At 37.7% G+C, this 13,244-nt stretch carries 9 protein-coding genes; all 9 read left to right on the top strand.

From position 1 onward, the window contains the following. Positions 1–42: 42 nt before the first annotated feature. The 9 genes from OB69_RS06280 (at position 43) to OB69_RS06240 (ending at position 13,243) form a co-directional block, all read left to right on the top strand. The gene (locus tag OB69_RS06280; protein ID WP_053222854.1) at positions 43–429 is read left to right on the top strand and encodes a sugar 3,4-ketoisomerase; all 387 of its coding nucleotides are present in this window, start codon (positions 43–45) and stop codon (positions 427–429) included. Further along, positions 426–1,361, top strand: a complete 936-nt coding sequence (locus tag OB69_RS06275) for a GNAT family N-acetyltransferase (protein WP_053222853.1) — start codon at positions 426–428, stop codon at positions 1,359–1,361. Before OB69_RS06280 ends, OB69_RS06275 begins: the two co-directional genes overlap by 4 nt. A gap of 17 nt (positions 1,362–1,378) precedes the next feature. After that, on the top strand, positions 1,379–2,635 hold the full coding sequence (locus tag OB69_RS06270) for an MATE family efflux transporter (RefSeq protein ID WP_157608500.1): 1,257 nt from the start codon (positions 1,379–1,381) through the stop codon (positions 2,633–2,635). Further along, positions 2,632–3,558, top strand: coding sequence for a glycosyltransferase family 2 protein (locus OB69_RS06265; protein WP_053222851.1), 927 nt, complete (start codon positions 2,632–2,634; stop codon positions 3,556–3,558). The genes OB69_RS06270 and OB69_RS06265 overlap by 4 nt, the downstream gene beginning before the upstream one ends. A 128-nt stretch (positions 3,559–3,686) precedes the next feature. Further along, a complete protein-coding gene (locus OB69_RS06260) occupies positions 3,687–7,133 on the top strand; it encodes a pyruvate carboxylase (protein ID WP_053222850.1) in 3,447 nt (1,148 codons plus the stop codon). Between the two features lie 210 nt (positions 7,134–7,343). Next, positions 7,344–8,840, top strand: coding sequence for a GT4 family glycosyltransferase PelF (gene pelF, locus OB69_RS06255; protein ID WP_053222849.1), 1,497 nt, complete (start codon positions 7,344–7,346; stop codon positions 8,838–8,840). Between the two features lie 14 nt (positions 8,841–8,854). After that, the gene (locus tag OB69_RS06250) at positions 8,855–10,465 is read left to right on the top strand and encodes a hypothetical protein (RefSeq protein WP_053222848.1); all 1,611 of its coding nucleotides are present in this window, start codon (positions 8,855–8,857) and stop codon (positions 10,463–10,465) included. Then, positions 10,452–11,258, top strand: a complete 807-nt coding sequence (locus OB69_RS06245; protein ID WP_053222847.1) for an endo alpha-1,4 polygalactosaminidase — start codon at positions 10,452–10,454, stop codon at positions 11,256–11,258. Before OB69_RS06250 ends, OB69_RS06245 begins: the two co-directional genes overlap by 14 nt. 86 nt (positions 11,259–11,344) lie before the next feature. Next, a complete protein-coding gene (locus OB69_RS06240) occupies positions 11,345–13,243 on the top strand; it encodes a hypothetical protein (protein ID WP_185096871.1) in 1,899 nt (632 codons plus the stop codon). The last annotated feature ends 1 nt before the right edge of the window (position 13,244 follow it).

Below are 13,244 nucleotides of genomic sequence, written 5' to 3'. Positions count from 1 at the left end.
ACAGAATAGATTAATTGTTACTTTAGTGATTAAATAACTGCCGTGAAAAAACCTGAAGTCTATACATTCGATTCGAAACCCGATTTGAGGGGAAACCTGACTTATTTAGAGGAATTGAAAAGCATTCCTTTTGAAATAAAACGTGTGTATTGGCTCTACGATTTGCCAGAACAGCAAGTAAGGGGTGACCATGCTCATAAAACTGGTGAGCAGGTTATTGTTGCTATCAAGGGTAAAGTTGAGGTTTTGTTAGAATCCAAAAAAGGTGATTTATTCAATTGTACTTTAGATAAGGCAGATAAAGCGCTTTATATTCCGCCCATGTGGTGGGGGCGAATGATTTTTAGAAAAGATACCATTATGATTGGTCTCGCCTCCGATGAGTTTGATGAGAATGATTACATAAGAAAACGCTCTGAGTTCAAATGAGAAACCTGAAAGTGACTGAGGCTTTACCAGAAAACACCAAAAGGGCTTTTTCTGAACTGCTTTATACACAACCTAATTTTCTTATTGGCAATAACCAATTGCCGCAAATCCATTTCTATTTATTTGATTATACAACCAAGGTTGGAGTAGGTCATATTGGTTTTTCTTTGGAAGAAGGAACCGCATTTAGTCCTTATCGGGCTCCTTTTGGAGGTTTTACTTTAGCTCATGATTTGACCAGCACAGAAATCACCTTCTTTATTTTTGAAGTTCTGAGAAAACTCAAAGAACAAGGTGTGAATTCCATCCAAATGAAATTGGCACCCGATTGTTATTTCAATAATACCCAGCTTTTGAAGGAAAACTTAGTTCATGCGGGTTTTGACTTAGTCGAACAATTGGAATATCAGGCGATACATATTACTAATCAAGTCTTTGAAGCGGGCTTAGCTTCTATGGAAGTTCGCAAATTGAAGAAATGCAAAGAGGCAGGCTTTATGTTTAGTAGGCTTCCAAAGCACAAATTGGCCGATGTATTTGATTTCGTGAAAAACCAGCGTCAGAAAAAGGGTTACGAATTCTCCATGGATTGGCCTCAGATGAAATTAGCACAAAAACTAAATGCCGAAGCTTATATTCCCTTTATAGTGAAAGATGGTGAGCGAATTATAGCAGCTACCATTGGCATTTTGGCTTCTGATAAAGTGCTCTATAATTTCTCTCCAGCACATCATCCTGAATATGACCAGTTAAGTCCAGTGGTTTTGCTTACGGAAGGACTTTACGATTTTTGCAGAGCAAAGGAATTAAACTACCTTGATTTAGGTACGTCTTACCTTAGCGGTAAGGTAAACGAAGGGCTCAAACAGTTTAAGTCGCACTTAGGAGGCCAAAGCTTTTTGAGCTACAGTTTTCGGAAAGCCGTATCTTAGCATTAAATCTTTTGCTGTTGGCGTCTCAATTCTTTAAAAGTTCTCGATGGTCTTTTCTCGCAGTGGTGTTTCGCTCCATTGGAGGACTCACTATCAATAAACTCTTTGCGGTTTTCTTCGGCACCAACGGAATTACACTACTTTCTCACTTTCAAAACCTTACTTCATTATTTACCCTGCTTCCTTCTGAAGGAATCAATAGGGCAGTAATGAAGCATTGGTCGGACCCTAAAGCCAGTGAACAGAGTAAACATAAACTTTGGCAAACAGGCTTTTGGGTAACTAACCTGATTTTTATAGCCATTTTCTGTTTGCTCTTTTTTTGGCGAAGAGATTACTTTTTTAGTCGATTTGTAGAGTTTTATAGCATTGGTCAGTTTCTGGTAATTTTTCTTCCGGCCATCTTTCTAATGTTGATGACTGGCTTACTTAATTCGGTCATTCTTTCATTTCGAGATGTAAAGGGCTATGCCTTAGTTAGTATTTCGGGAATTATTCTTCTGGTGGTCGTGGTACTCTGGGCGGTAAGCTTAGGTAATTTAGACCAGGCACTTCTTAGTTTTGTAATGGGCTATGGGCTTATGTTTTTCTGTTCGTTGGTTTACTTTGCTCTAAATAGAAATAAGGTTAAGCTACGGATTGGAACCCCCGATGGAGCTTCATTAAAGAAAATAAGTCAGTTCGTTATAATGGCCATTAGCTCTATTGTGCTTGGCAAACTGTTAGACTTTATGGTTCGTGATTATGTAATTGAACTGTATGGCTTGGATCGAACCGGACTTTGGCAGTCCGTAGCCAAAATGTCGAGTAGTTATTTGTTGGTGTTTAGCGGCACGGTAGGAGTGGTGTATTATCCTAAAATGGCATCGCTTATTCATGATGAAGTTGCCTTAAGGAGCTATGTACTCAAAGTAATGGGTTTCGTAGGCTTCATAACCGTAATTTGTTTGGGGATTTATTACTTCAATCGTGAATTTATATTAAACCTTTTCTTTGCAAAAGGTTTTGAAAGAGCAGCCTACTTGGTGCGTTTTCAGGCCATTGGCGACTTCTTTTGTATTCTTTCTTATCTGTTGGCTTATTTACTTTCGGCCAGGGTGCAAACCGTAAAATATATTGTAGCGCAGTTATTTTCAGCTCTCATTTATGTCACATTGGTATATTTATTAATGGACCGGTTTAATTTAGAAGCCCTCACATTGGCTTACTTATGGCGCTACATTGGCTTCTTCCTTATCCTCATTCTGTTTAATAGGAAATTCTTATTCAAATGAATCCACTCGTTTCGGTAATATGTATTTCCTATAATCATGCTCCTTATATAAGTGAGGCTTTAAATTCGGTTTTCCGCCAAATTTATACTGAAATAGAAATCATTATTTTGGACGATGGAAGCTCAGATACTAGCGTTGGAGAAATTGAAAAGATGATTCAAGGTAAACCAGAAGTGGTTTTTATCCCTAATATTGAGAATGAGGGCTACACTCGTACTTTTAATAAGGGCTTAGCTTTAGCAAAAGGGAAGTATATCGTTGATTTTGCTTTAGACGATGTAATGCGTCCTGATTTTTTAAGCAAAAGTGTCGAACGACTTGAAGCATTAGCTGAAGAATACGGGGTCTGTTTTTGCAATGCGGACTACATCAATGCTAAGTCAGAGATAATTGGTAATCATAATGATACGCTTCGAGCTAAGAAGTTGATTTCTGAAATTCCTCAAGGCGATATTTTCGAAATGGTGCTTAAGCGCTACTTCATTTGCACTCCTACTATGGTCATTCGCAAAAGTGTTTTCGATAGAATGGGTGGCTATGATGAAAGCTTGGCTTATGAAGATTTTGATTTTTGGGTGCGTTCCTCTCGTTACTATAAATACACTTTTATAGATGAGGTTCTAATGCAGAAACGCAAATTGACAAGCAGTATGTCGGCATTGAGGTATAAGCATCAGCACAATGATCAGATGCAGTCGGTATTTACCGTTTGTAGAAAGGTTTTTAGCTTATGTAAAAGCAAATCAGAGTTAGATTCGCTCTACCTTAGACTGTCCTATGAACATCGTCAATGCATTCGTTATCAGGCTTATGCTTTAGCTGATCAATACATTAGTTTGGTAAAGAAAATAGGTCGAAACACCTTTAAATTACAGCTAATTGGTTTTTTAATTCGGTTGGGTTTTAACCGAAATCGCTTCTAAAGAGCCATCCAATATCGGCTGTGTTTTCAAAAAAAAAAACTTGTGATTTTAAAAATCATAAGGGACGAATCGTAGCCGTTTATCCCATATTCTGTTATCTTACCTTTTCAAGAACACCCCCTGTCTTTATGGAGCCTAAAATCAAGAAAATCAAAAAACTGTTGGTCGCCAATCGTGGCGAAATTGCCATCCGTGTTTTACGAGCTGCTTCTGAATTGAAAATCAGAACGGTTGCTATGTATACTTATGAAGATCGCTACTCATTACATAGATATAAAGCAGACGAAGCGTATCAGATAGGTGAAAATGAAGAGGCCTTAAAGCCTTATCTCGATATTCAAGAGATTATGACTTTGGCTAAAAACGAAGGTGTAGACGCTATTCATCCGGGATACGGCTTTCTTTCTGAAAACGTCCATTTTGTACGGGCATGTAAAGAGGCAGGAATCATCTTTATTGGGCCTGAACCAGAGGTGATGGAAAAACTTGGCGATAAGGTGCAAGCGAAAATTGTAGCCCGTAAAGCCCAAGTACCTTTAATTGAAGACAGTCAGGAATCGCTAAATTCGTTTGATATTGCTTTAAAAGAAGCTAAAAGAATTGGTTTTCCTGTAATGGTGAAAGCCGCAGCAGGCGGTGGAGGCCGGGGAATGCGTGTAGTTCGTCAAGAAGCTGATCTTGAAAAAGCATTCAATGAAGCCAAAAGTGAAGCCTCAAAAGCTTTTGGAGACGACACCATGTTTCTTGAAAAATTCATTGATAATCCTAAGCACATCGAAGTGCAGATTATGGGTGATAATTATGGTCATTTGGTGCATTTGTATGAGCGAGATTGCTCGGTACAAAGAAGGTATCAAAAGGTAGTGGAGGTAGCACCATCAATCAATTTAAGCCAAACCACTCGCGATAAATTGTATGAGTACGCCCTTCGAATTACAAAAGAGGTAAACTATAACAATGTTGGTACGGTTGAGTTTTTGGTCGATGCTGAAGAGAATGTTTACTTTATTGAAGTCAACCCGCGAGTTCAAGTAGAGCATACCATAACAGAAGAAATTACTGGAATCGATATTGTTCGTTCACAAATCGAAATTGCCCAAGGTTACCCACTTTCCGACCCTAGAATTTTCATTAAGGATCAGGCAGATATACAATGCAATGGTTTTGCAATACAGTGTAGAATAACTACTGAAGATCCTGAAAATGGCTTCAAACCAGATTATGGGACCATTATAGCTTATAGAAGTGCTGGTGGATTTGGTATCAGGCTCGATGCAGGAAACTGCTATGCAGGCGTAACCATATCACCATTCTTCGACTCTATGTTGGTGAAAATATCAGCAAAGGGAAGAACATTGAAAGGGGCTTCTCAAAGATTGCAGAGGGCTCTTTCAGAATTTAGAATAAGAGGAGTGAAAACCAATAAGGGTTTTCTCGAAAACGTACTGAAACATCCTACTTTTTATAATGGAGAAGCCACAGTAAAATTCATTGAATCTCACCCTGAGCTTTTCGAAATGCCACGGTTTATGAACCGCGCAACGCGTCTACTAAATTACTTGGGTGAAGTAGCAGTAAATGGAAATCCAAATGTAAAGCGAATCGATCCGTACGTTCATTTTAGAGAGCCGAAAATACCTGCCAGCGATAGACTTGCTTCTCATCCTAGAGGCACAAAACAGATATTGACGGAAGGCGGACCAGATGGCTTGGTGAAATGGGTAAAAGATCAGAAACAGATTTTGTTTACTGACACCACTTTTCGTGATGCTCATCAATCGCTTTTGGCCACCCGAATGCGGACTTTGGATATCCTTAAAGTAACCGATGGTTTCACGAAAAATCACCCAGAGATTTTCTCTCTAGAAATGTGGGGTGGTGCCACTTTCGATGTGTCTATGCGATTCTTAAATGAAAATCCTTGGGACAGACTAAAGCTCATTCGCGAAGCTGCGCCCAATACCTTAACTCAAATGTTGTTGAGAGGCTCTAACGGAGTTGGTTACACGGCTTATCCAGATAACTTGATCGAGCGATTTGTGGAAAAAACAGCAGAGCATGGTATGGATGTTTTCAGAATTTTTGATTCGCTGAACTGGATTGAAAATATGAAAGTGAGCATCAAAACGGTTCGGGAAAGAACCAATTCCGTAGCAGAGGCTTGTATTTGTTATACAGGCGATGTGCTCGATGCAAACTCAAAATACAATCTTCAATATTACATCGACATGGCCAAGGCTTTGGAAGATGAAGGTGCTCACATACTTTGTATAAAGGATATGGCAGGTTTATTAAAGCCTAGAGCCGCTACCAAATTGATCACAGCCTTAAAGGAGTCGGTGGAAATGCCAATTCATTTGCATACCCACGATACTTCCTCAATGCAAGCCACAACTTATTTCCACGCCATTGAGGCCGGGGTCGATATTGTTGATGTGGCCATTGCGTCAATGTCGGGTCTTACTTCACAACCTAATTTCAACTCAATAGTGGCTTGTTTAGAAGGTCATGAAAGAGATCCAAAAATCAACTTATCAAAACTGAATGAGTATTCTAATTATTGGGAAGACGTTCGTGAATACTATTATCCGTTTGAAAGTGGCTTAAAAGCAGGCACGGCAGAAGTATATGACCATGAAATTCCTGGTGGGCAATATTCTAATTTACGCCCGCAAGCAACAGCCTTAGGTTTAGAGCATAAGTTTGAAGAAGTAAAAAGGAATTACGCAATCGTCAATAAGTTATTTGGAGATATAGTTAAAGTAACTCCATCATCGAAAGTGGTGGGCGATATGGCCATTTATATGACTTCGAATAACCTAACAGTCGAAGATATAATGACTCGTGGAGAGTCTCTTTCATTTCCAGAATCGGTGGTGAGTTTGTTTAGAGGAGATTTAGGACAAACCCCTGGAGGTTTTCCTCAAGAGCTTTCAAAAATTATTCTCAAAGGAAAAACGGCATATACCGATCGGCCAAATGCTCATTTAGTGCCAGTGGATTTCGATAAAGAGTTTAAGCAGTTTCAAATCGACTTTGATGAATATTGTGATGAATTAGACTTTCTGTCTTATAAACTTTATCCAAAAGTGTTCAGAGATTTCTATGAGCACTGGCAGACTTACGGAGAAGTACGACATCTTCCAACAAAAGCCTTTTTCTATGGTTTAAAAGAGAACGAAGAAGTGTTTGTTCAAATTGGTAAAGGCAAGCACATCATTGTCAAAATGCTGCATAAATCCGAACCAGATGAAGATGCCATAAGAAAAGTATATTTCGATCTGAATGGTCAAACCAGAGTCATTGAAGTAAAAGATCAGAATGTAAAAGTAACCAAAGCAGTTCATCGTAAGGCAGAGGCCGAAAATGAGATTGGTTCACCTTTGCAAGGCCGATTGGCAGAAATCAAAGTAAAAGAAGGTCAGGAAGTTAAAGCTAATACAGGCTTATTTGTGATTGAAGCAATGAAAATGGAAACAACGGTTTCTGCTCCAAAAGCGGGTAAAGTGAAGAGGGTTCATTTACAAGCTGGAGAAATGATTGACCAAGAAGATTTGGTGATAGAAATGGAGTAATTATATTAGAGTAGAATAGGCCTTATTTAAGCATAGGGTCTCTCCCTGCCCAAAACAAAACTGTGTTTTAGTGCCTGATTTACAGAAGGGGAATGTGCGCTTTACCTCCAGAAAAGTGTGATTGGTCTGTAATTGCTGTTAAATCACCGATTCATTCAAGAATTTTGACGAAAACTTACTTGATTGCGTAAGTTTAAAACCTGCACAACGTTGGATAAAAAAAAGAAGATAAAAGTTTTATTGATTTCTGAGGGTACATATCCATTCTATGGTGGAGGTATTTCTACTTGGAGTCATATGCTTTGTGATAGAGTAACGAATGTAGATTTTACTTTATATTCAATTAATGCGGGTTTTGAAAAGGAGCCAATCTTTGAATTAAGTGAGAATGTAAAAAAAGTGATTCAAGTTCCTCTATGGGCTCCAGACGAACCTCAAGACTATGTTAGCTTTAGTAGGGAATATTATAAAGTGGTGAGTAAAAAAGAAAATACTTCACCAGAAGTTATTCAAAAGCACTTTGTTCCCATTTTTAAAAAATTCCTAGACCTTCTTTATAGTGATTCTGAAAACATGGAAGCGCTTGATTTTGTGTTCCGAAGTATGTGGGAATACTTTAAGGATTACGATTATAAGGAGACAATGAAAAGCGAAGAAGTATGGCGCGTTTTTCAGGAAGAAGCCATTCAAGAAACAGAGGCTGGAGGAGTAGAAGCTACACTTTTTGATTTAACCGTTGGTTTACGTTGGTTGTATAGGTTTTTGATTCCCTTTTCCATAGCCATTGAAAAAGTGGATGTATCACACATTACACTTTCCGGTTTCCCTTTAATACCAGCCCTGGTTTTAAAATATAGATACGGTACTCCACTCATGATTACAGAACATGGGGTGTACGTAAGAGAGCGCTTACTTTACATTAATCGTTCAGACTATTCATATTTCATAAAGGTATTTCTGATAAAACTAACAGAATGTATTACCCGACTTTCTTATTACAAGGCAGATAAAATTCTCTCCGTAAATAAATTCAATATTACTTGGGAGCTAATGTATGGAGCAGATAGAGATAAAGTTGAAATCACTTACAATGGGGTAGATCATGAAAGGTTTGTGCCTAGAGAAAAGCCTGAACATTTAAAGGGCATTCCTACCGTGGTTGCGGTAGCTAGAATCTTTGAATTAAAAGATGTACTTACCATGATCCGGTCATGCGCGGTAGTAATGAAGAAGATACCAAATGTTCAGTATTTGGTTTATGGAGATAAAAATGCGGTGCCTGAATATACAGCAGAGTGTGAGGCTTTGATCGAGGAACTGAATTTGGGAAATAACTTCTTTTTAAAGGGTTTTCATAGCCAACCTCATCTGATTTTTAGTGAAGGCGATATCTCAATTCTTACTTCTATTTCAGAAGGCTTTCCGTTTACAGTTTTAGAATCGATGAGTTGTGGCATACCGGTTGTAGCTACCGATGTTGGAGGAGTAAGTGAGGCGATTGAGGAAGGTACTGGATTTGTATGCAAACCCAGAGACCCAGAGGCAATAGGAAGTAAGGTAGTTGAATTGCTTACCAATAATGAACTGAGAATGGAAATGGGTAAAAAGGCCCGTCAGCGTGTGATCGATAATTTCACTCTCGATATTTTTATTAAATCTTATGAAAATATTTATGAGTCTGTGTATGCGCAAAGTTTAAATAAATAATCGAAGGTGATTTGATGATGGATTTTGAGAGTAAAATAGAGCGGCTAGGTTTAGATGTTTACGATAAGGTAGGTAAGCCTGTCAATGTAAACGTTGTGCGTGCTATGCTCGAATCCATGAGTATTAGAGCCGTGGATGCTAAAACAGATTATGGTGTAGACGACTTGCAAGAGTTGGCTAGAATGGTCTTTAGCCAAATTACGAGTGCCGATTTTATAGCTGCTCACCCAAGTAAATTAAAAGTGAATGATCAGTTTAAAAGTGAAGTAACTTCTGCCTCCGATTATCTCCGAATCAAAACAAAGTATTTCTTTTATTACTATCCCTTAGGGCTTTTTCATGGGCTTCCAGTTTTTATTCAAATTTTAACCATTATTCTTTTTGGGTATTCACTTTGGACGTATGTCGGCTTTAATCAGCTTCAATCAACAGCCGTAGTGCTTGGGGTTATTTTTGGCCTTGTAGGGACAGGTGGTTTTGTTCAGGTCATTGGTCGGCAAATATCACATTACTGGTATAACAATGATTTTGTGATGGCCAGAAAAAGCACCATCAAAGTAATTAAAGATGGATTATTGTTCATGTCGGTGCTGAGTGTGCTGCTATTGGTGGTTAATTTCTTTGCAAATATTTATCCATATCGTTTTCTCTACATCGTTTATATCTATTCCTTTTCAATCGGGATTTTGTTACTTATTTCTGCTGTTTTTCACCCTTTGAAGCAGCGTTGGATGATTACAGTTGCCTTTGTTTTGGCTACCGGATTGGCGCTGAGCTTGAAGCTATTTACTAATATAGATACTTACTTTACCCATTGGATAGGCATTTGGGTAGCCATTATTTTAATGGTAATTTACTTAAACTATTTCTTCAATAAGAAGATGAAAGCTACCCGAAATGTGAGTAGAGCTACTTCAAAAACAGCCGTAATGATTTACCGCAATTACCGCTACTTTTTTTATGGTTTACTTTTTTTCGTGTTCATTTTCATTGATCGAATTCTAGCGTGGTCTACCTCAGCAGACGGCTTGTTGCCATATGCTGTATATTATGAAAAGAATTATGAGGTTGGCATGGATATCGCAATTCTAATATTCTTCCTGTTGGTTGGGGTTCTAGAATTTAGTATCGCCTCCTTTAGTACGTTAAGCGATTTGTTGCAAAAACAGATTCCTTACAATCAGCCGCAGGTGTTTAATCGTAAATCATTGAAAACATATTGGGAACATGTTCAAATACTTCTGATTACCGGTGTGGTAATGATTGCCTTGTTATACACCGTTATTTGGGTCTGGTTTGGTTATGAAAGAGCCTTTAATGAAACCCTCAGCCCAATAAGTATAAAAGTGAGTATTTTGGGAGGTTTAGGTTATATTTTACTGGCTTGGGGTATGCTTAACTCTTTGTATTTGTTTACGCTAAATAAGCCTACTAAGCCATTAAAAGCCATTATGGTTGCCTCCGTAGTCAACTTGGTTGTAGGGCTTTTCCTGAGCAGGTTGGTTTCATATGAATATAGTGTTGTAGGAATGTTGGTAGGTTCAACCACCTTCATGCTTTTGACCTTGAAGTCGGTAACGGAGTTTTTCAAAAACCTTGACTACTACTATTATGCGGCTTATTAAAATCCTATCGCTTCTTATGGCCTTGTTTTCTTTTTCGGGGCTTTTCGCCCAAAAAGTACAGCCCAGTTCTGTGCTTATTTGTTATGGTAAAATCAATCCTGATCAAATTCAAGGGTATAAATATGTAATTCTAGAATCAGAACATTATACCGCATTTGATATTAAGTTAATCAAGGAAAATAACGAAAATGTATTGGGCTATATAAGTGTAGGTGAAGTAAGCAAAAGCCGTTTTTACTATAACCAACTGAAAGAAAGCACTCTTGGTAAGAACAAGATTTGGGAGAGTTATTATTTGAATTTAAGGGATGGCAATACGCAGAAAGTACTGCTAAGCTTTGTTGATAAAATAGCTAAAAAGGGCTTTGACGGACTCTTTTTAGATACGGTAGATACTTTTGCAGAATGGGGGCCATATCCCAATATGGGAGATGATCTGGTAAATCTCTTAAAAATGATGAAGGATAAATACCCTGATTTTCATTTAATGCAGAACGCTGGACTTTCCTTAATTCCAAAGTCGGCCAAGTACATTAATACTGTCGCTATTGAATCGGTGGCTACCAACTATTCCTTTGATAAATCGGAGTATGGTATGCACAAGTGGAATGAATTCTATAAAAGAGTTGAAGAGTTACAGGAAATAAGAAAAAAATATCAATTGCCGGTAATACTTATCGAGTATGCCGATAGTAGAAGACTATATCAGAAGGTTAAACAACAAATAGCTCCATTAAAGTGGGATTATTTTATTGGTCAGATTGGCTTACAAACCATTCCAAATTTTAAATAGGAATTAAGGAAATGAATATTCCATATACCGACTCCATATTTATTGGCCTCATTAGGCTCTTTCTCTGGATTCTGTTCCTATATGTAATGAAACGCCTTTTTTTCAAAGGAAAAAAGTCTAAGAATCAAATCAATTCTATGGCAGGAATGTGGTCATTTTTTGCCAGTGTTATAGTAGTTGGGGTTTTTCTATTGGTTCAAATCAATAGTTATGACCTAATGACCTGCCTCTTTATCATGGTTATCTTTTTTGGAGTTCGGTTAGTAGGTATTCAAAATGTGCTTTCCGATTCGGCTCGATTTAGGCGTCAAAGGAAAATGATTTTGTTGGATGTAATTGAAAAGGTAGAAGATAAAGAGCCATTAATTGATATTGTTGAAGAGAAACCTACAAAAAGACTATCAGTCAATTTTGGGTTTGTGATAATGGCGCTAACGGGTTTTGTGGCTATGGTGGTAAGGTTTTACTTATTCAAGTATGATAATTACCAACTCTCGGAATCATGGTTTAGTGAACTGGCAATCCTTAAGGGGATTTCACAACAAAAATGGTTAAGTAATGATGCAGGGGCTGTCGGCCAACACGCTCTGATGACTTTTTACGAAAAAATGACAGGGATAAGTCCAGAAATCACCCTTGAATCATTCGGTATTCTTCAAGCTTTTATTCTGAGCTTTATCATATTCTGGTTTATGAATATAATGACGGGCTCTAAGGTTACCGTTCCACTGATGGCTACCCTGAGTTTTGCCTTTTTCTTTAATCTTGTGCCCATTAATCTTTCGCAAATTACCCACGGTAAAGAAACCTTAATGGCGCTTACGTTGGTGCTTCCGGCTATGGTATATATTTATAAGCCATGGTTACTTTATGCAAGGTCTTCACGAACCTACACTTCCAAAATATTTGTCATTTTCACGGCCATCGCCTTAATAGATGTTTACTCGCTAATAGTTTTAATTCCACCGTTTATTTTGGTTGCTTCTTTCTTTACTAGTAAAAATTATAGACGCTTTTATTTTCGTGCATTAAAAGCATATTCGTTAGCAACGGGGCTGGTGTTAGGTGTTTATGCCCTGCATTTTTATCATGAAGGCATAGATTTCTTTCAATTCATTGTTTCAAACTTGCTGTCGGTTACATCCTCAACTTATACCAGTAATATGATCCTACCATATACTGAGTTAATTACTATTGTTCAGATTGTTTCACTGGTATCTGTTATAGTAATGTTTTTTATGATGAAGAGTAAAAAAGATAAATGGGCAAGTTTAATTGCTTTTGTAATCTATGTGAATGTATTAATTGGTATTAGTTTTTTAGACTTCCGATATTTTGATATCGACCTTTTTAATGAAGTTTTGCCCGTATTTATCTCCATTATTTTAGGTGTAGCCATTTATTTGGGCATGTACCTATTCGTAACCAAAGTGAAAAAAGTATATATGCCTGAAGCAATTGCTGTGGTGCTCATTTTTATACTATTTGCTACGGGAGCATTTTATGGTCAGAAAAACCTTTTTGGTAAAGAAGAACCTACCTCGCGCTTATCAAAAAATGTAATTGCGGCTTATCAAGAAATCTCAGCTAGCTTTCTGCCTTATTCCTATGCAGTGGTAAATAGCGGAACATTCCAACCACTCAGCACCAACTCTCATAATTTTATTAACTACAAGGATTTTCTTGGTGAATACGCTGTTCGAGACTCCGTTTACTTTGCTAATAAAGAAGATAAAGAGTTTTTAAGAGCAAACACTCAGTATATTATTCCAAATAGCCTGTTGGTGTTTATCTATAATACCACTAGTGAGTATGGCTTCAATAGGTTGGCGATTAACTTAAACTTGACGGATGAGGTTATGGTGAGTATGGAAAAATTAAAAAGTGAAGGAAGAACAATCAGAGTGTTTTTTAAGAAGGAAGATCTAACCGTTTTCGAAATTGTAAATAATCCAGGAGAAGCGAGAATTAAAGAATTGTTATAGT

It is taken from the genome of Roseivirga seohaensis subsp. aquiponti (assembly GCF_001267955.1).
Lineage (GTDB): Bacteria > Bacteroidota > Bacteroidia > Cytophagales > Cyclobacteriaceae > Roseivirga > Roseivirga seohaensis.
Note: the sequence above shows the minus strand (reverse complement) of the source record. Positions and strands in the feature narration are given on the sequence as shown.